Source organism: Annamia dubia NIES-4383, assembly GCF_055394725.1.
The window spans coordinates 1,417,962-1,439,142 of record NZ_AP025630.1; the positions used below are offsets into that span (position 1 = coordinate 1,417,962).

Genomic DNA, 21,181 nt, shown 5'->3' on the forward strand with positions numbered 1-21,181 from the left:
AGACGTAAATAAGTATCAACAAATTAAAATTTTGTTGAATCAAAGTCAAGTATTTATCTGGGAAATAGATTGGATTAATAACTTTACTACTGCTTTAATTGGTAATCAGGCAAAAAAATATGATTGTTTTATTTTAGAATGTGATTTAGATCAGGTAACAGTTTGGGTAGATAGATTTAAAAATATTCCTCTTATTTTTATTACTAATAGTGTGGAAAATGGGCTTAAATCTTTAGACTTTGGAGTGGAAGATTATTGGCTAGAAGATAAGCTTGATTGTTATTTAATAGAAAATAATTTACGTTTAATTATTCAACATAATCGCACCAAAATTTATTTAAAAGAATGTTCTGTTAATCAGGAATTGTTATATCATCAACAAATTGAACAAAAACGCAATCAACCTGAAATTTTATTAAATACTATTTTTGAGAATATTCCTAATGGTTTATTAATCTTAGATCAAAATGGTCAAATTGTGTTAGCTAATCGCAAAGCTACGGAGTTATTTAATAAGTCTTTAAAAGATTTAATTGGTTATAATTTTGGCATTCCTATTCTTAAAAAAGAATCAACTGAATTACAAATTATTCAAGCTGATCAGCAATTTAAAACTGTTGAAATATATGTGGGTGATACTCAATGGAATCAGGAAAAAGCTTATGTTGTGATTATGATGGATATTACTGATCGCAAAATTATCGAAAATGAATTAAAAAATAATCATCTTAAATTACAATTAATTACGGAAAATATACCTGCTTCTTTGGCCTATATAGATCAAGAGCAAAAATATCAATTTGTCAATTATTTATATGCCAAAATGTTTGAAAAAACGCCGCAAGAAATTATTGGCGAAACAGTTAAAACAATTTTAGGAGAAACAAACTATTTAGCAATTGAAAAAAATATCAGTCAAAGTTTAGGGGGTGAAACTTTAAATTATGAACAAGAAATAATCCTCTTTGATACACTTAAATATTTTAAAATTCAATATGTTCCCCATTTTGAAGGGAAAAAAGTATTAGGATTTTTTGCTTTTATTCTCGATGTGACTAAAGAAAAAGAAAATGAATTTCAATTAATTAAAAGTGAACAAAGGTATCGTTATCTTTATGAAAATACCCCTGTGATGTTACATTCAATTGATCAAGATGGAAATTTATTAAATGTTAGTAATAAATGGTTAGAAGTTTTAGGTTATACTAGGGAAGAAGTAATTGGCCAAAAGTCGGTTAATTTCTTAACTTCTACCTCGAAACAATATGCAATTAATACGGTTATTCCTTTATTTAAAAAACAAGGTTATGCTAAAGATATTGCCTATCAATTTATCAAAAAAGATGGTACTATTGTGGATATTTTATTGTCTTCATCTTGTGAAAAAGATGATCAAGGAAATTTTTTGAGATCCTTAGCGGTTTTAGAAGATGTAACGGAAAAAAATGAGTTAGCAAAACAGGTTAACGAGTATCAACAAAATTTGGAAAAATTAGTGGAAGAAAGAACAAAATCTTTAAAGGAAAGTGAAGCTAAAAATAAAGCTTTACTTCAAGCTATTCCGGATCTAATGTTTCGTATTGCTAAAGATGGTACTTATTTAGATTTTTATACTCAAAATATAGATGATTTATATTTAGATCCATTGTTTTTTTTAGGTAAAAAATTTACTGATTTAATGCCTCTTGAATTGGTAGAAAAAGCAAGAATTGCCCATGATAAAGCTTTAAATGAAGGTACGGTTGAAGCTTTTGAATATGAATTAAATATTCATGGTGAAACTCATTATTATGAAAATAGAGTAGTTGCTAATGGTGAAAATGAAGTATTAGCTATTATTCGAGATATTACGGAACAAAAAATTGCTCAACTAGAAAGAGAAAAGGCAGAAAAAAGATTGTTAACTGCCCAAAAAATTGCCCAGTTAGGTAATTGGGATTGGAATATGATCACAGGAGAAATAGATTGGTCAGATGAAATTTATCATATTTTTGGAAGAGCAAAAGATCATTTTATTCCTACTTATCAAAATTTTTTAAAATGCGTTCATCCTGAAGATCTACAAATGGTGATTGATGCTATTAATTATTCTTTAGAAAATGATTGTGCTTATAGTGTTGATCATCGCATTATTTTACCCGATGGAACTTGTAAAATTGTCCATGAACAAGGTGATATTATTTATAATGGAGAAAATAGACCTTTTCATATGATCGGCACGGTGCAAGATATTACTCAAAGGAAACAAGTGGAACAAGCACTTAGAGAAAGTGAAAGTCGTTTAGAAGAAGCTCAAAAAGTCGCTCATATTGGGTCTTATGAATATGATTTAGAAACAGGAAAAATTGAATGGTCAAAGGAATTATATCGCCTTTATGATTTAGATCCAAGTCAGCCTCCACCATCTTTTGATCGTCATTTAAAACGAATTCATCCTGAAGATCGTCTCAAAACTCAACCTCTATTTGAACAATTAATTAATAATGGTATTTCCTATCAATTTGATTACCGGATTTTACTACCTAATGGCATAATTCGTTATGCTGAAGCGAGGGGAAAACCTATTTTTGATCAACATGGAAAATTAATTAAAGTTTTTGGTACAGCCTTAGATATTACTCAAAGAAAACAAACTGAATTTGCTTTAAGAGAAAGTGAAGAACGCTTCCGAGTAATATTTGAACAGGCAGGAATTGGCATGAGTATTTGTAATTTGGGAGGGCAATTTTTACAAGTTAATTCAACTTTAGCTCAAATTGTTGGTTATTCTATTCCCGAATTATTAGATCGAAATATTCATGATATTACGGCCGTTAAATATCGTGCTACCCAAAAAAATAAGTTAAGACAATTAATTTTAGGTAGAAGTAATAATTTTTCCATTGAAAAATATTATATCTGTAAAGATGGTTCTATTTGTTGGGTTAATGCGATTGTTTCTTTAACCAAAGATTCCCAAGGAAATCCGAAAAATTTAATTTATGTTGTAGAAGATATTACTGAGCGCAAAAAAGCTAAAATTCAACTAGAACAAGCTAAAGAAAAAGCCGAGGCCGCCAATCATGCAAAAAGTCAATTTTTAGCCAATATGAGCCATGAATTACGCACACCTTTAAACGCCATTTTAGGCTTTACTCAACTGATGAGTCGCTCGGCCAATCTTTCGCAAACCTATCAAGAATATATCCAAATTATTAACCGCAGTGGAGAACATTTACTATCATTAATTAATGATATTTTAGACCTATCAAAAATTGAAGCCGGCCAACTACAAACCACTCAAGAAAGTTTTAATTTATTCAGTCTTTTGGATGAAGTACAACAACTATTTAGTTTAAAAGCACTTTCTAAAGATTTACAATTAAATTTTGAACGTGAATCTAATGTCCCCCAGTATATTAAATGTGATCAAAAAAAATTAAGATCCATTTTAATTAATTTATTAGGTAATGCCATTAAATTTACCGATCAAGGGGGAATTTGGGTTAAAATTAAAAGTGAAGAAATCTTTAATCATGATAGAAATATAGAAGAAAATCTTATTAATAAATATCATATATTCTTTGAAATTCAAGATACTGGAATTGGGATTTTACCCTCGGAAATTGATAGTTTATTTGATGTATTTGTTCAATCTCAATCAGGTAAAAAACAGGCAGAAGGAACGGGTTTAGGATTACCTATTAGTAAACATTTTGTCGAAATGATGGGAGGTAAAATTAATCTTAAAAGTACGGAGGGAGAAGGCTCAATTTTTACCTTTGATATCTTCTGTGAATCAACTAATATTGATGAAATTGGCCAAACTACTCCTAAATATCAAATTATTGGTTTAGATTTACTTGAAAATAAAAAATATCCTTCTCTTTTAATTGTTGAAGATCAATGGACAAATTGTGAACTTTTATTAAATATTTTACAACCCCTTGGTTTTCTCATTAACACCGCCGAAAATGGAGAAAAAGGCATCAAAGAATGGGAAAATTCCCATCCAGATTTAATTTTAATGGATATTAGAATGCCAATGATGGATGGCTATGAAGCCACCAGAGAAATTCGTTGGCGCGAGTCTTTATTAAAACAAAAAGATCCCTCTTTTTCCCCTGTGCCAATCATCGCTTTAACCGCTAGTGTATTTGATTCTCAAAGGGAATTATTATTAGAAGTAGGGTGTACAGATTTTATTCCTAAACCTCTTGATGCCAATAAACTTTTAGAAAAAATTGGGTTATACTTAGGTATTGATTATATTTATCAAGAAATCCAACCTGATTTGCTCCAATTTTCTCAAAATCAAGTGAATATCTGTCAACTTAATTCATCTGATTTAGTCTTTATGTCCACACAATGGCGAGAAAAATTAAAATTAGCCGCTATTTCTGCTCGTTGTCGACAAATTAGCAGTTTAATTGAGGAAATTCCTCCCCAATATGGGGATATAAAAAAAGGATTAATAGATTTAGTTAATCATCTTAATTATGACAAAATTGTTGAATTAGCCCATATTAATGATTAGTAATTATTAATTAATTACCAGTCATCAAAAAAAGGAAAAGCTGTTAATAATAACCTAAAAGATTATAAGCCAATTTTTTGTTTAAAATAAATATTTTATCTTTAAATTCATTTAATATTCGATTAGATTTAATAATTATGAATACAACTTATTTAGAATTGACTGAACAGAACAAAGGAGACATTTTAGTGGTAGATGATCGCCTAGAAAATGTTAATTTACTTTTTGATATTTTAACTGAATACGGTTATGAAGTAAGACAAGTTTTAAGTGGGAAACAAGCTTTAATGGCCGTTAATTATGATCCCCCCGATCTAATTTTACTTGATATTATGATGCCAGAAATGGACGGTTATGAAGTATGTCGTCAATTAAAACAATCAGAATTTACTAAAGATATTCCGGTAATTTTTTTGAGTGCTTTAAGAGAAATTAATGATCAAGTTAAAGCTTTTCAATCAGGAGGGGTAGACTATATCGCTAAACCTTTTGAAGTAGAAGAAGTTTTAATTAGGGTGGAAAATCAACTAACAATTGTTCATCAAAAAAAAGAATTAAAATTAAAAAATGAGCAGTTACAACAAACCCAAAAAGAATTACAATTATTAAATGAAGAAATTTTACGATCGAATCATGAATTAGAACAATTTACTTCTATTGTTTCCCATGATTTAAGACAGCCTTTAACTACTATTAAATCTTTTGCGGAATTATTATTAATGAAATATGGTAATTTGTTAACAGGAAAACCTGAACAATTTATCAAATATATTATTGATGCTAGTGAACAAATGGATCAATTAATTCGTGATTTATTAGCCTATGCCAGAATAGGAGGAATTAATACTGTTCAATTACAACAGTTAAATTCTCAAGAATTAATTGATCAAGTTTTAATAAATTTAAACGCTGAAATTGAGAAAAAACAAGCTAATATTACGATTAATCAAGTTCCTAATGTAATCGGCGATCGATCTAAATTAATGGAATTATGGCAGAATTTAATTAGTAATGGCCTTAAATATTGTGATCGAAAAAAACCGATCATTAAAATTTCAGGTAGAGAAGAAAAGGAAAATTGGCTATTTGAAATTAAAGATAATGGCATAGGAATAGAGAAAGAATATTATGATAAAATTTTTCAAATTTTCCAAAGATTACATCCGAAAGGGGAATATGAAGGCACGGGAGTGGGTTTAGCAATTTGTCAAAAAATTGTAGATTTTCATGGCGGTAGAATTTGGGTAGAATCTGAATATGGTAAGGGTTCAACTTTTTATTTTACTATTGCTAAATTTAATTTTTCTAATTTAACAAGTTTCTAAATAATTGCCACAAATTAAGGTCAAAATTTGACAATTTAATTATCACTTGAAAATTGATAATTGACTGATAATTGACAATTAGTTAATTAGGTTTTTTGTTAATTAATGATCGCCGATCTAATCAGTGCCTCCCCTAGTTAGGTAAGGCCTTAATAATTAATAAATAATGAGACACTTTGATAAAAGATAAAACTCATTACCCATGCAAATATTAAGGAAAATACTAAGGAAAAAATCGTAAATTTAGTTGATTTTGATTCATTAAATAAAGTGGCTAAAGTTGTTAAACAAGGGGTATAAAGTAAACAGAAAATACAAAAACTATAGGCACTGATCCAATTAACATTTTGGCTAATATATTGACTAACTTCTGTCATATTCATGGCATAAATAACGGGTAATGCGCCGATCACGACTTCTTTTGCAATAAAACCAAAAATTAAGGCTAAAGTTAAATAGGGATCAATGCCGATCGGCTTCATGATCGGGCTTAAAAATTGTCCTAGCTGACCGCCAAAAGTATTTAAACCAGTAGCATTAAGGGGTAAATTTGTTAAAAACCAAACGGCGATACATCCTAATACAATAAAACCCGATGCACGTTTTAAAAAGTGCATCATTTCCCCCCATCCTCGCATCATAACTTGTTTTAAAGTGGGGAAACGATAGGGGGGTAATTCTAATACAAAAGGTTCTTCATTTTTAAATTGTTCTTTTAATAAAAAGGCCGATCCTAAAGCCGCTAAAAAGCTTAAAAGATACAGAGAAAATAACACCGTTGCCCCCTGTTGATTGGGAAAAGTGGCCGCAATTATAAATACAAAAACTTGTAATCTAGCTGAACAAAGGGAAAAAGTTATTGTTAACATGGTCAGCAAACGTAGGGCTTTTGATCGCATAATTCTTGTTCCCATTAAGGCGGGTACATTACAACCAAAACCCATCATTTGTAAAACAAAACTGCGGCCATCTAAGCCTATTTTGAGCATTAAAGCATCAATTAAATAGGCCGCCCTTGCCAAATATCCACTATCTTCTAATATGGCCATTACAATAAAAAATAAGACAATTAAAGGCACAAAAGAAGCCACCGTTGCAAAGCCATTCCAAATACCATTAATAATAAAATTTTGGATAATTTCTGGAAAGATTTTAATACTAGGTTCAATTAAATTTGATTGTAAGAAATTAGTAATAATTTCCATTAAATCTTGGGAAGGTAGCCCCACATTCCACACTATTTGAAAGACTAAAAACATCCCTAAAAAAAAGAGGGGTAAACCAAAAATAGGATGTAATAATAAACCATCAATTTTAGTAGTTAAACTCTGATAAAATTGGGAAGGCATGATCACCGTATCTTCTAAAGTTGCTTCTATTTCTTGGGGTGAAATAATCGCTTTTCCTTGCCAAAAATTTTCGTCAAATTCTCCATTATTATTAATAATTTTGGCTGTAATTTGATTATTATTTAATTGATTAACTATTTCTTGATAGGCAGAATAAAAACCTTTACCATATTTAGCACTGGCTAAAAATACAGGCATTTTTAATTTTTGGGCTAATTTTTCCGTTTCAATTGTAACTCCATAATGTTTAGCTTCATCGGCCATATTTAAAACCACAACCGCAGGTAAACCTAATTTTTTTGCCTGTAAAACTAACCTAATTTGATGATCAATTTGAGTCGCATTTAAAATAATAATTAACAAATTTAAACTAAATTTTTGTAAAAAAGTTTGCACAACTTTTTCATCTTCAGAATAGCCATCAAGGTCATAAATTCCCGGTAAATCAACAAATTCAACGGTTTCTCCTTTGAGATCAATTCTTGCTTGTAATAAGTCTACGGTAATTCCCGCCCAGTTACCAACAAAGGCATTTTTTCCCGTTAAACGATTAAAAAAAGTAGATTTTCCAGTATTAGGCATTCCTAATAATGCCACTCGTTTAATACTAGGTATTTCCGATAAAATAGTTTGTTCTTGATGGCAATTCATAAAAAATTTATTATTTATTATTTGTTATTAATTATTAGTTATTTGTTATTAATTATTGCCCCAAACCCTGAAGGCTAGGGCTATATAGACAAAGCCCGTCTGCACAGGCTTATTAGCCCCTATTTATGGCTGATTAAAATATTTTTGGCTTCCTGATGACGGATCGCTATTTCCGTTGTCGCCCCCACCCTGATGTGCAAAGGCCCCCCAAACCATGCTTTTCTCAACACAGTAATGGGCTTATTAGGAATAATTCCCATTGCTTCTAAACGGTTAACCAATGCCCTATTTTGTTCACAAATGTTGATCTGCTCTACAAATGCCACTTTTCCGGGTTTTAAGTCTAAAAGAGTCATCTTTTTAATCTTACTCCAATCTAAAATTTATTTAATAGTAAATGATTATTTTGTGCAATTACCCATTGCCATATTAACATTAATTTGCTTTAATGCACCTGATCAAAATCAGTTTAGGTTTATTTATATTTTAGTTTAAACTATTAACATTAAAATTTTGAGGTTTAAAATTAATCAAATTAATTGATAATCATTAATAGAACTTTTGCTAAAGTAATAAAAAAACAAATTAAATCAATTATTTAATAGTTATTTATCCGTTTCAATTAATTCTTATTACTTTTCTCTTTTTGCCAAATTATGCAAAAAGTCTAATTATTAATAGCTAATATTTCATTAGCCACTCTTTTGCCGGATAAAAATGCGCCATGTACTGTTGCAAAATAATCTTTAGAAGTGGCTTCTCCCGCAAAAAATAATTTATCATCTATGGCTTGAGCCAGATGATCATAATCTTCAGGAGTTGCCCCTACTGGTAAATAGGAATATGAGCCATAGGAAAATTGATCTTTGTGCCAACGAGTGATTAAATAATCAACAGGATTGGGTACATTTTTATAAATAGTTTTTAACACATTTAAAGCCGATTCAATAATTTCTTGATCGCTATATTCTTCAATTTGACTTCCATAATTGGCCGCATTAAAACCTAATAAAATTGGTTGATTAATGATTGGCTGAAAATTAGCCCATTCGCACCATTCACCCTTATTATTAGAGATATATTCTAACATTTGGCTATCATCCCAAAATACTTCGGGAAATTTTAAATAAACTTTATTTAATACCCCCATTTTTAAATGATTAATAGCCTCTTTTTTCTGATTAGGAAGGGGCGGTAAAAATTCAACTTTTCCCGCTTTTAATACGCCTAAAGGTAGGGTAACAATTCCATATTTAGCTTTAAAAATTCCCTGATTTGTAGTAACTTCAATTTGATTTGTATAATCTATTTTTTGAACAATTTGATTTAATTGAATAGTTAAATCTTTGACCATTGGCTGTAAAATTTGACTATAACCTTGGGGAAAGATTAAATCTTCACCATCAAAACCTTGATCATTATCCCAATAATAAAGGGATAAATTATTAAGATCCCCCGCATATTCATGTTCAATTGTTGTATTTAATAAATAATTAATTACGGTTAGATCTTCTTGATCTAAGTCTTCATTTTTGAGAATTTCTGTAATAGCTTCCCCTAAAGAAATATCCTCTTGATCTTCATCTTCTCTTTTGTTTCTTAAGGTTTCTAACTGTTCAAAAATTTGATCAAATAATTCTTCATAATAACTCTCATCTTCTTCATTAATTTGTGATCCATCGGCATAATAAGTAGTAGTATCATCATAATCAAAACTAACAGTTTTAATCTTGAATTGTTCAACTAATTGGCTTAAAGGATTTCCCTCACTTTCATGGATCCAACTAGCACCAAGATCGAGAGGAATATTAAACTTATCATTTGTCCAAATTCTGCCCCCAATGCGATCTCTAGCTTCTAAAATTAACACTTTGAAACCCTTTTTAACCAATTCAAATCCAGCACTAATTCCCGCTATTCCTGCCCCAATAATAATAATATCTATTTGATTTTCATTATTATTAGTTGTAATTGCCGCCTGTTTTTCACAGGAAATTAAAGGAAAAGTAGTAACGGCCGTTGCCCCTAATAATAATTTTAAAAATCTAGCTCTTGTGATTTTATTCATAGTTTTTTATTACTTAAAAAATTAGTTATTATTGTTGTTCAGGATAATCAGTAAATGGTTTTCGATCGCTCTGATTTTTCTGATCTGTTGCTTCTTTATTCTCAGAATTATCATCAGGTTGATTAAATTCTTTTTGACAAAATGCAGCAATTTTAGACAAAGGAATTTTACTGGTATTTTCATTATATTTAGCATAATTTTTAGCCTCTAATTCCTCCAAAGAAATTAAAGCTAAATTATTTAATTGTGTGTCTACTTTCGGTTGATCAGGAAGATAACAAACTCTGACGATCGCCCGTTGAGTGTCTTTATCCTTTTTAGATACTAACTGAATGACGCTATTAACAGGAATTATCAGTTTTTTTGATGATTGATCAGTTTTTGGCGGTTGATTTTCTTCTTGCACTGATGATTTAACCTTAGCCTCTAAATTTAACTCCGTATTGACTAGATATAGCTCTTTTTCTTTGAGAGAAGATTCAGGTATATTACTTGGAATTTCAGTGGGATTAGGAGGAGTAATTATTTCAGTATCAGGGATTTTCCCGATTATTTTTTTGATTAAACCATCAATATTCCTCCAAAATAGAGTAATTCCGGCAATAATAATCAAAGTAACCATGATTGAAACATAAATCAGAAAAGGACTTTTTTGATTGTCTGTTTCCTCATAAAATGGCTGAGTTTGAACATTGGCCTCAACACTATTAGATTCTTCAATTTTGGTGGTGGGAAGTTGTACTACAGGAATAATCTTTTCCTCATCAATAGATTGCCATGATAAACTGGTAAAAACGTCATCAGGTGAGGGTTTTGACCTAACTTGACAATGGAGTAAAGCGACAGTTGTATTATCATGACCATTACGTTTATTGGCAATATCAATTAAATTTTTGCCCACCGAAGCAATATCCTGCTCCCCTTCAATCAAAGGTAATATTTCCTTATCCCAATATTGATCCACTCGATCGAAATCGCTTAAACCATCGGAACATAATAAAAAGAGACAATCTTGATCGAAAGTTAAATTTTGAATACTAGGATGTAAATTATTAGATGATCCCATGCCTAAAGCCTGAACTAAAGCCCCGGCCGAAGGATAACGCACCGCATCTCGATAAAGAGCATAACCTAAACGCACTTCTCTGGAAGCTAAATCATCATCTAATGTTAATTGATAAACTCCTTTAGCTGTTACTAAATAAATCCGAGAATCGCCTACATGAGCTAAATAAACTTGATGATTATAGGCTAAGGCCATAACCAATGTTGTCCCCATTCTTTGGCGATCTTGACGATGTTCTTGATCATTAACTTCACTAATTTTACTATTAGCAATAAAAGTGGATTTTTGTAAATGATTAATAATTTTTTCGTTAGAAAATTCAGTGGTGAGGTCTAATTTATCTAACTCATTGGCTAAAGTTTCAATGGCAATTTGTGAGGCCACTTCTCCCCCTTCATGTCCGCCAATCCCGTCACAGACAAGGGCTAATACTTTTTCATCACCTTGAAAATTTACAACTTTTTGGGGTTCGGGATAACAAGAATCCTCGTTATGATCTCGACTTGGCCCTGAATCGGTGATCGTAAATACTTGATAATGATATTCTTGAGTTTTACTAGATTTTTCTAAAGCATAATCTATGACGGCTAATAATTGTTTAGGACTGTGGATCTGTTCATTAATTAATCTTTGACAAAGTTCGCTCAAAAATTCACTAAATTCTGTGTCGGTTTTGGGAATTAAAGTTTCTAAAAATTCCCCTAAATTTTTAAAAGTGTAATGTTTTCCCTGATCTAATTGTAATTCTAAAATATGCAAAATCTGATCATTAACCCCTAATAAATTAGGATTTAATAAACTCGAAACTACTCCTTTTTTGATTAAAGGATTCCATAAAATCGTTATTTGTCTAAGCCAATTTAATTTTCTGATCATAGTTGAATTTTGCCATTGTTCAACCATTAAAGGAAAAAATTTACCCTGTTTTAAATCATTTTCATTTAAGGCTAAACTACCATAATCTAACAACCAAATATTGTTTTGAGCTTCAGATATTTCCTCTGGGGGAATTAATTGGCCATAAACTTGGGGAATATTTAAGCGATAGGGAAATAATTGTAAATAGGGAGTAATTTCGTTGGGCAGATTTTCAGGGAAAAAAGGTAATTCTGAAGGCTTGGTTTCTAAAACAACTTGAGGAGAGACGATCACATAGCGATCGCTGATTAATGTTTGAGAAGGCTCAAGATCGCCCCCGATCACCCTTAAATAGCGTTTGGTAATAGCCGTTCCACATTGAAGACAAAAATTGTGATTTTGTTCAAAGGAATTAGGAGTTTTACAGTGAGGATTAGAACATTGAATCTGCAACATCTTAGACATAATTATTTTTTAACGCTAAAGGGCAATCAAAAATCAACAAATAAAAGTAATAATCTTATTTATAACCGATTAAACTTAATCTTTAGTTATTTTATCAATAACTTTCTCTTTAAGCTTAATCCCAAGGGAAAATTTATTGAAATTAGCTCAAAAATGAGAATTTTTCCAAAAAAAAGCAAAGAATCCAAGAAAAGATGGGTAACATTACCCAACTAAAAGCCGTTAAATACCCCTTGCTTAAGAGAACTCTTTTTGTAACAATATATTAATAAAAGCTTTTTTGGACTGATCACAAGGCCAGATTAAAGGGGGCAATATGGACTACATTTATTTTTTAGGTAACGCTAGTTTAACTTTAAGAGTCATTGAATATCTACTTCAAAAAAATGATTTTTCATCTTGTTCAATGACCGTAATTCATCAAATTGAGGGTTGGATTATTAAAATTAGAATGAATCAACCCTTGACACCTCAAAAACATGGTGATTTTCGTGCGTTTATGGAGGAATTAGGTGTAGCCTATCAGCCTGATGTACGTTTACAAATGGTTTTCTGGAGTTTAGAAAAAGGCCAATCTGCTATTGATGTGATGCGTCGTTATCAAGTGGCCATTGTTTCTCATGGAACGCCTGATGTTAGTGATATTCAAGCATTTCGTCATCAGTTTGCTAAAGGTTTGGGTTATTGCCCTGAAACTTTAGCTTAATTGATCATTTGTGATTGATCATTGGCTAAAAAATAATTAATTTTTTAATTTTAATTCACTTCACAAATAAAAAAGCGTTTACTGATCAAGTTAAACGCTTTTGTTCTTTTTTTGTTGATTTAGCTAAAAAACTTTTTAGTCTGTTTTTAGTGAAGGTTTATCTTTTACCTTGGCTATATTGGTATAGAATCTTAAAAGGAAAACCTTTTGAAACTATCAATTATTAATTCTTAATTATCAATTCTCCATTATTTATGCCTTTAACTTTATATAACACCTTAACCAACAAAAAAGAACTATTTAAACCCTTAGAAAATGGTAAAATTAAAATTTATTGCTGTGGTATTACCGCTTATGATTATTGTCATTTAGGCCATGGGCGCACCTGTTTAGTCTGGGATGTGGTACGCCGTTATTTACAATGGCGCGGTTATAATGTGACTTATATTCAGAATTTTACTGATATTGATGATAAAATTCTTAACCGTGCCAAAAATGAACACTCGACAATGGAAGCAATTGCAGAGCGTTTTATTTCTGCTTATTTTGAGGATATGGAAAAATTAAATATCAAAAAAGCTGACTTTTATCCCCGTGCTACCCACACTTTAAACGGAATTAAAAGATTAATTGATGAATTAGAACAAAAAGGTTTTGCTTATGCCTCTGAAGGTGATGTTTATTATTCCGTTAATAAATTTAAAACCTACGGAAAATTGTCAGGTCGAAAATTAGAAGATTTACAGATCGGGGCTAGTGGTAGAGTGGAGATCACCGATCCCGAAGAAAGCAAAAAACAATCACCCTACGATTTTGCCCTCTGGAAAGGCTCAAAAGAGGGAGAACCTTTTTGGGAGTCTCCTTGGGGTAAAGGCCGCCCCGGATGGCATATTGAATGTTCGGCTATGGTAAGGGAGCATTTAGGAGAAACGATTGATATTCATGTAGGCGGTAGTGATTTAATTTTCCCTCACCATGAAAATGAAATCGCCCAGTCTGAGGCGGTGACGGGGCATCCCCTTGCTAACTATTGGTTACACAACGGTATGGTGAAAATTGAAGGGGAAAAAATGTCTAAATCTTTGAATAATTTTATTACTATTCGTGAGTTATTAGAGAAATATGAAGCCATGGCCGTGCGTTTATTTGTACTACAGGCTCATTATCGTAAACCCTTAGATTTTACTGATGAGGCTTTAGAGGCGGCCACCAATGGTTGGCAGACTTTAAAAGATGGTTTATTATTTGGTGATTATTATGGGGAAAAATTAGGTTTTGATCAGTTTAATAATGATTTAATAGATGTTAATAAATATCAAGAAATATCTACAAGATTTCAAGAATCGGTGGATGATGATTTTAATTTTGCTGGTGGTTTAGCGGTGATTTTTGAATTAGCTAAAGAGTTAAAAAAAGAGGGTAATTTATTAACCCATCAAGGCAAAACTGAAAAAGATTCTTTATCATTATATCAAGATTGGTTAATTTTAAAAGAATTAGCTCAAGTGTTAGGTTTAGAGGCAAAAGTTGAGGAGAAAAATGAGCAATCTGGCTTAACAGATCAGGAAATTGAAACCTTAATTCAACAAAGACTTGAAGCCCGTAAAAATAAAAATTATGCCGAGGGTGATCGCATTAGAAATGAGTTACAAGCCCAAGGAATTATTTTAGTAGATAAGCCGGGTGGTATTACTACTTGGCATCGAGGCTAAATACAAGTAATAAGTAATAAGTGAGAGAATTAATCAAAATACTATGGCAATTATAAATGAGTCTTAGTAAATTAAATTTTCATAAAAAAGAAGTGTGAGCGTCTCGCTCACTGGCTTTTAAGGTTGTTGAGCGAGACGCTCACAATTCAACAAGTGACACAACTTATTGAAGATTGCTATTGCTATATATGATAATTAATGATTAATTATTACTTAATTTATACCCACCTTGCCTAAATTTTAGAGATGAAAAATCAGATGTTGAAAAAAACAAATTTAACCATATTTTCCCTTCTAATTTGTTTACAAGGTTGTACTCAAATTAGCTCTTTACCTATTCCAAAAATTGAGCCTTCTGTATCAACTTCTACTAAAGTTTTAACAGTTTCTACTAATAATTTAGAATTAGAAATTGCCAATCAAATTAATCAATATCGTCAATCTCGCAATTTAACTTCAATTCAATTAAATTCTTTTTTAAGTGAACAAGCAAGATTATATAGTGAAAGAGTGGCAAGGGGTGAAACTTCTTTTGAAAATACAAATTTTGATGCAGAAATTGATGATATTCGTCAAAGAATCCCTTTTGAAAATGTTAAAATTAACTTAGCTTATAACCAAGGTTATGAGGATCCCGCCAGTGCCACAGTGCAAAATTGGTTAGGAAGTATCCCCCATCGTCAAAATATAGAAGGAAATTTTGATTTAATGGGAATTGGTGTGGCAAAAAATGAATCTGATCAATATTATTTTACCCTCATGTTATTACAACAAATTCCTCCTATTTCCGGCGCAACTTTAAGAGAATTTGAAATTGAAGTTTTCACACAGGTTAATCAATATCGCCAATCAAGGGGGCTTTCGGCCTTAAGATTAGATGAAAGAATTAGTCAACAATCTCGTTTACATAGTCAAGGGATGGCAGGGGGCAGTGCGACTTTTTCCCATGATGGTTTTGAGCAAAGAATAGAGGCGATCGCGCGTTTAATCAATTTACAGGGGGCGGCGGAAAATTTAGCCTATAATCAAGGTTATGATGATCCGGTTAAAACGGCGGTAGAAGGGTGGATCAAAAGCCCCGGCCATCATAAAAATATGATCGGTGATTTTGATTTAACGGGGGTGGGGGTGGCTAGAAATGAAAAAGGAGAATATTATCTCAATCAAATTTTTATTAAACAGTAGAATAGAATTTGCTATTTTTGTTACATTTTTTCAAAAAATTTTTGATTATGTTAGAAATAAGTTAAATAATATTAAGATTAATCAAAGAGGTGGTAAAATGGCTCAAACTTGTTTAATAAAACAGGAAATTAGTTGGCAAAAATTAATGGATATTAAAGAGTTAAAACCTTATTTTGAAAAAGACTCTTTTAGTTTCCAAAGTAAGATTGAAAAATACCTTATTTCTTGGCAAAAAATTAAGCCTCAAGAATTAGATAAATTGGCTTTTTTAAGAGTATTAGAAATTACTAACGGTTGCACTCAATGGGCGTTTAGACGAAATGATCGAGAATGTTTATCTTTAGAACAAACTAGAAAATGTATGAAGTTATCCATGTCTTCTATTAAGAATAAAAAAATTATTTTTCAATACCGAGAAGCGATGACTTTTGCCCCTGAAATTAACAATTTAATTGAAGAAGGAAGAAGTTTATATATTGATGCTTTTAAAAATAATATTGAAGCCAAACAAGAGGAATTTTACGCTTTGTCTACCGCTCAATTTTTGGTGTATGGAAAGGAAAGAATAGATCAAGCTTTTGCCATTCTTCAAGAAGAATTTATAGATTATTTTACCCCTTATTTTATTCACAAAGGACAAAATTATATTAAACCTTATTTAATTTTAAATTAATTTTAGCCTTGATTTAATATTAGGAAAAAAATAACCCTTCTCCCAGAGGAGAAGGGCAAGGATTAGATAACAATTTTAATTTTAAACAGCCACGTTAATAGTATTAGTAATAATTTGATGACCGTCTAATTTATTTTCTTGCCAAACTTGACCATCTAAAGCGATCTGTTCAATTAAACTGGCTAAACGTAAGGCTTTTAACGCCTGTTCACCGCCTACGGAGGGCTGTTCTCCCCCACGCACACAGTTAACAAAATGTTCTAACTCAGCGTGTAATGGTTCAATATTACTGGTATAAACTTTTTCAATTAAACCATCTTGACGATAGAGAACTTGACCATAATTAGTGGTACAGTTGGCGGTAGTTTGACGATGAATTAAAATTTCATTATTGAGAAAATCCGCTTCCGTCATGGAGTTTTTACAATGGGCGGCAATACTGCGGATTTTACGATGGGTAATTTTACTGGCGGTTAAAGTGGCTACAATGCCATTAGCAAAGCCTAAAGTGGCCGTTACATAATCTAAATAGCCCGATCCAGAAGCACTACTGCCACTAGCGGTTAATTTAACCACGGCCGAGGCCGTTAATTCTAATAATAAATCAATATCATGGATCATTAAGTCCAAGACCACCGACACATCATTGGCACGGTGGGAATAGGGACTCATGCGGCGCGCATCTAAAGCTAAAATTTGTTCAGTTTTAAGAACATTATTCAATTCTTGAAAAGCCGGATTAAACCTTTCGATATGTCCCACTTGTAAAATACAATTATATTCGGCCGCCGCATTAACTAAAGACTCTGCTTCGCTGATACTAGCGGCGATCGGTTTTTCAATTAAGGTATGAACTCCCGCTCGTAAACATTCCATTCCAACTTGATAATGTAACTTGGTAGGAACTGCAATACAAACAGCATCCACATGGGGGAGAAGATCATGGTAATTTTCAAAGTAGCGCACTCGATATTTACTGGCAAGGTCTAAGCCTCGATCCATATTAATATCGGAAATGCCCACTAATTTAACATCTTTGAGTAGACTTAAAACTCTAGTGTGATGCTGACCCATATTACCAACTCCGATCACACCAATGCGAATCGGTTGTTGAGTTGAACGCTGTTGTTGTAAATTGTTTTGTGTATTTACCATTCTAGTTTGTACTCGGTGTACACTCCTCCACCGCACTTAATTAAATTTAAAAATTTAGGTTGTTATACCCAACTGGTTTAATTCAGAATTTTATCATCTGAATTGACTTTATTACAATTTTTTAAGTTTTAACGGGATTTTACTTCCGTTTTGATTAAATAAGTTAATTTATGTTTACATTTTGAAAAAATTTGTCCCTTATAGGTTATGCTTTGTGGCAGTTTTCGGTTTGTCCATAATTCCCTTATTTATTCGTTCTTAAGATCAAAGAGAGGAACTGTAAAAGTGATGGTTGAACCAAGTTCTTCTCCCATGCTAAAAAAATTAATTGTTCCGCCCATTTTTTCTACTAATTTTTTAGCAATAACTAAACCTAATCCCGTTCCACCGTAAGATTTAGTAGTAGAACCATCAATTTGAACAAAATTTTGAAAGAGTTTATCTTGTTGATCTAATGGTACTCCAATTCCCGTATCTTCTACTGCTATTTTGACCATACCCACAAAAGTTTGGTCATGTCTTTTTATTTCTTTTTTAATAACATTAATATTAACCGTTACTCCTCCCTGATGGGTGAATTTAAGAGCATTTCCCACTAAATTTAAGATGACTTGTAACAGTCTTTGATGATTAGCATAAAGAATAATTTGTTTATAGTTAGGCGGTAAATTTAATTCAAAAAAGAGATTTTTTTTCTCAGCTTGGGGACGGGCAAAACTTTCGACTTTTTGACATATTTGATCAAGCCCAACTGGACTTAACATTATTTCCATTTTTCCGTCTTCAATTTTAGCAATATCTAAAATATCATTAATAATATTTAAAAGATGTAAGGCACTATGATAAGCTTCTTCAACAAATTCCCTTTCTTCTTCTTCGTTGTCCGCACTGCCATCTAAAATAAAAGTTAAAAAGCCGATGATCCCATTTAAGGGAGTGCGCAACTCATGGGTGGTACTAGCTAAAAATTCACTTTTGAGTCTGGAGGCTTCTTCTGCTTGGAGTCTGGCCTGTTCTAACTCTTGATATAAGGTAGCCTGAGCGATCGCCGCCCCTAACTGATCTCCGAGTTCTTCCACTAAACTAATTTCCGCCGTATTCCAATGACGATAATGATCTGATTGTTGTAACCAGATTAAACCATTTGGTTGTTTTTGATAGAAAGTAGGTACAATTAATAAAGATTTTTGCTCAAAAGGATCGGATTGAATTTGAGAAACGATCACTTTTTCCCTTTTTAATAAGGCCTGTTGAAAATAAAATTCCGACTGTAGATCAAATTTACGCGCTAACATTGATTTCTCTTGGCCTTGACGATATTCAGCCTCTACTTTGAGTTGATCGGTTTCTAAATTAGGATTGTAGGATAAAATTAAACAGCGATTAACCTGTAAACCTTCCCCTAATTGATCAACGGTTTGTTGACGAATAATATCAGGATTGAGAGTGCGCCGAATTTTTTTGGTAATTTTACTTAATAAATATTGATAAGAGTCGTAATGAATGGGTAAAGCACAATGGGAACTACTCCATATTATCCCCGATGAGATACTACGCCCGTTCACAAAAACCTTTTCCGGTTCTCCCTGTTTGGGTAAAATCGGGCTGATGATTAATTCAAAGCGAAAAGATTGTTCTTGATATTCAAAGATACAGTAACATTGCTCTGGAATCCTCCGATTAATAACTCTTTTGATAATCTCATAATAGGCTGAAAGAGTCACCGGAATAAAAATTTCATCGGCGGATTTTCCAATAATTAATTCAGAATTTAATCTATATTTTTCACTTTGATTCCAATAAAAAGAAAGATAAACCCCTGAAACTGATTGAGTAAAAACTAATTCAGCTCCTAAATTTTCTGCGGTTAAAGGGTTGAATCCTTGAGAAACTGAAGTTATTGTCATTGTGAGGGACAGTAGAGAATAGTCAGTAGTCAGTACAAAGGTAACGGGTAACGGGTAACTAATAAAGTTGACAAATCTTAATCATTCCATTCTCCTCTGGGGGGAACGGGGGGATTGCGTCTAAAAGTGCGCGAAAGTTCATCATCTCTAGGTCTTTCTCCGTTTAACCACTGTTTAAGGGCTGTTTCAATCACCCTAGAGGGATTATTGGTTAAATGTTTCATTTGTTCTAATAGTTCGGGATCAAGTTGAACGGCAATTTCCACTTTATCGGTTGAATTTTGAGGATTAACAGTTGTATTTTCCATTGTTTAATTTAATTTAATTTAAGTTAATTTGATTTTAAGTGTTTTACGCCTAATTGTAACATTAAATTGATTACTTTATCAATTGATTAATTGACATATAGCAATCCTAAATAGGTCATAACAGATATAATATTAATTATAATCTAAATTCAAGGAAAAAAAAATGAACATTATTTCTGAGTTAAATGATTTTATCAATCAAACAAAAGAGGCTAAAGAAATAAAAAGGGCTTTAGCTGTCAAAATGATTTTAGAAGGAAAATCATACCATGAAGTAAAAGAATTATTACAAGTTTCTCATAGCTTTATTAGTATGTGGAAAAATCAAGCTCTTTTTTGTGGAGTAGAAAGCTTGAAATTACAGTTTAAAGGAACTAAAAGTGAATTAAAACCAGAAGAAAAAGACCAAGTTATTAATTGGTTAAGAGAGCAAGAATATTTAAGATTATCAGATTTAAAAATTTATTTAGAGCGAGAATATAATATTATTTATAAATCCAATCAAAGTTATTATAGTTTGCTCAAAGAAGCGAAAATAAGTTGGAAAAAACTCAAAAAAGAATCCGGCTAAAAATGACGAATTAGTCGAAGCTAAAAAAAAAGAAATCAGTGAAAAATTAGAGATTTGGAAAAAGAAATAGAGAGTGGAGAGCTTGTAGTGTTTATGATTGATGAATGTCATTTACTTTGGGGAGACATTTTAGGTTATGTTTGGGGAAGAACAGATCAAAGAATAGAAATTCCCATTAAAAATGAAAAAAGCCGACAAACTTATTATGGGGCATTAGACTATCAAACTAAAGAATTTATTGTCAAAGAATATGAAAGTGGAAATACAGAAAATACGATCAAATTTATCAAGTATTTACTATCAAAAAGAAAAGGAAAAAGATTAGCAATATTTTGGGATGGAGCAACCTATCATGACTCAAAAGAATTTAGGGAGTATTTAACTATAATAAATCAAGATTTATTGGAAGAAGAATGGTTAATTACTTGTCATAAATTTGCCCCTAATGCTCCAGAACAAAATCCGGTAGAAGATATTTGGCTACAAGTGAAAAATTTTATTAGACAATTCTATCATTTATGTAAATCATTTAAAATAGTAAAGTGGCTATTTAAGTTTTTTGCGCATGGTCAAATATTTGATTTCCCCAAACTTTATCAATATGGAATTTTGCCACAACCTATTTAGGATTGCTATATTGTTTTCGTAAGAGTCTATTTGATTAAC

At 31.6% G+C, this 21,181-nt stretch carries 13 protein-coding genes and 1 pseudogene; 7 read left to right on the forward strand and 7 right to left on the reverse strand.

Annotated features, from left to right (window positions below; all coding sequences use genetic code 11):
• The first annotated feature begins 31 nt into the window (after positions 1–31).
• Both Anndu_RS06420 and Anndu_RS06425 read left to right on the forward strand, forming a co-directional pair.
• Positions 32–4,516 (forward strand): PAS domain S-box protein, encoded by a 4,485-nt coding sequence (locus Anndu_RS06420; RefSeq protein ID WP_464103577.1) that lies wholly within the window; start codon positions 32–34, stop codon positions 4,514–4,516.
• A gap of 137 nt (positions 4,517–4,653) precedes the next feature.
• A complete protein-coding gene (locus tag Anndu_RS06425; protein WP_464103578.1) occupies positions 4,654–5,841 on the forward strand; it encodes a sensor histidine kinase in 1,188 nt (395 codons plus the stop codon).
• Positions 5,842–5,990: 149 nt separating this feature from the next.
• Here Anndu_RS06425 and feoB read toward each other — a convergent pair whose 3' ends face one another.
• The 4 genes from feoB to Anndu_RS06445 all read right to left on the reverse strand — a co-directional run bounded on the left by feoB (position 5,991) and on the right by Anndu_RS06445 (position 12,289).
• Positions 5,991–7,841 carry a ferrous iron transport protein B gene (gene feoB, locus Anndu_RS06430; protein WP_464103579.1) on the reverse strand — a complete coding sequence of 617 codons (1,851 nt, stop codon included), beginning with the start codon at positions 7,839–7,841 and terminating at the stop codon, positions 5,991–5,993.
• A gap of 119 nt (positions 7,842–7,960) precedes the next feature.
• The gene (locus Anndu_RS06435) at positions 7,961–8,197 is read right to left on the reverse strand and encodes a FeoA family protein (RefSeq protein WP_464103580.1); all 237 of its coding nucleotides are present in this window, start codon (positions 8,195–8,197) and stop codon (positions 7,961–7,963) included.
• 311 nt (positions 8,198–8,508) lie between these two features.
• A complete protein-coding gene (locus Anndu_RS06440; RefSeq protein ID WP_464103581.1) occupies positions 8,509–9,909 on the reverse strand; it encodes a flavin monoamine oxidase family protein in 1,401 nt (466 codons plus the stop codon).
• Between the two features lie 28 nt (positions 9,910–9,937).
• Entirely contained in the window at positions 9,938–12,289 is a 2,352-nt protein-coding gene (locus tag Anndu_RS06445; protein ID WP_464103582.1) for a PP2C family protein-serine/threonine phosphatase, read from the reverse strand.
• A gap of 325 nt (positions 12,290–12,614) precedes the next feature.
• Between Anndu_RS06445 and Anndu_RS06450 the strand changes: the two genes are divergently transcribed.
• The 4 genes from Anndu_RS06450 to Anndu_RS06465 all read left to right on the forward strand — a co-directional run bounded on the left by Anndu_RS06450 (position 12,615) and on the right by Anndu_RS06465 (position 16,574).
• Positions 12,615–13,004 carry a hypothetical protein gene (locus tag Anndu_RS06450; RefSeq protein ID WP_464103583.1) on the forward strand — a complete coding sequence of 130 codons (390 nt, stop codon included), beginning with the start codon at positions 12,615–12,617 and terminating at the stop codon, positions 13,002–13,004.
• A 254-nt stretch (positions 13,005–13,258) separates the two neighbouring features.
• The gene (gene cysS / locus Anndu_RS06455) at positions 13,259–14,716 is read left to right on the forward strand and encodes a cysteine--tRNA ligase (protein WP_464103584.1); all 1,458 of its coding nucleotides are present in this window, start codon (positions 13,259–13,261) and stop codon (positions 14,714–14,716) included.
• Between the two features lie 258 nt (positions 14,717–14,974).
• Complete coding sequence (locus Anndu_RS06460; RefSeq protein WP_464103585.1) at positions 14,975–15,901, forward strand: CAP domain-containing protein; 927 nt, start codon at positions 14,975–14,977, stop codon at positions 15,899–15,901.
• The gene (locus Anndu_RS06465) at positions 15,855–16,574 is read left to right on the forward strand and encodes a hypothetical protein (protein ID WP_464103586.1); all 720 of its coding nucleotides are present in this window, start codon (positions 15,855–15,857) and stop codon (positions 16,572–16,574) included. The genes Anndu_RS06460 and Anndu_RS06465 overlap by 47 nt, the downstream gene beginning before the upstream one ends.
• An 81-nt stretch (positions 16,575–16,655) precedes the next feature.
• On the opposite strand, the gene Anndu_RS06470 is transcribed toward Anndu_RS06465, so the two are convergent.
• The 3 genes from Anndu_RS06470 to Anndu_RS06480 all read right to left on the reverse strand — a co-directional run bounded on the left by Anndu_RS06470 (position 16,656) and on the right by Anndu_RS06480 (position 19,944).
• The gene (locus Anndu_RS06470; RefSeq protein WP_464103587.1) at positions 16,656–17,729 is read right to left on the reverse strand and encodes a Gfo/Idh/MocA family oxidoreductase; all 1,074 of its coding nucleotides are present in this window, start codon (positions 17,727–17,729) and stop codon (positions 16,656–16,658) included.
• A 248-nt stretch (positions 17,730–17,977) separates the two neighbouring features.
• Positions 17,978–19,636, reverse strand: a complete 1,659-nt coding sequence (locus Anndu_RS06475) for a GAF domain-containing sensor histidine kinase (RefSeq protein WP_464103588.1) — start codon at positions 19,634–19,636, stop codon at positions 17,978–17,980.
• A 77-nt stretch (positions 19,637–19,713) separates the two neighbouring features.
• A complete protein-coding gene (locus Anndu_RS06480; protein ID WP_464103589.1) occupies positions 19,714–19,944 on the reverse strand; it encodes a hypothetical protein in 231 nt (76 codons plus the stop codon).
• A 172-nt stretch (positions 19,945–20,116) separates the two neighbouring features.
• Between Anndu_RS06480 and Anndu_RS06485 the strand changes: the two are divergent.
• A pseudogene (locus Anndu_RS06485) lies at positions 20,117–21,142 on the forward strand (IS630 family transposase).
• The last annotated feature ends 39 nt before the right edge of the window (positions 21,143–21,181 follow it).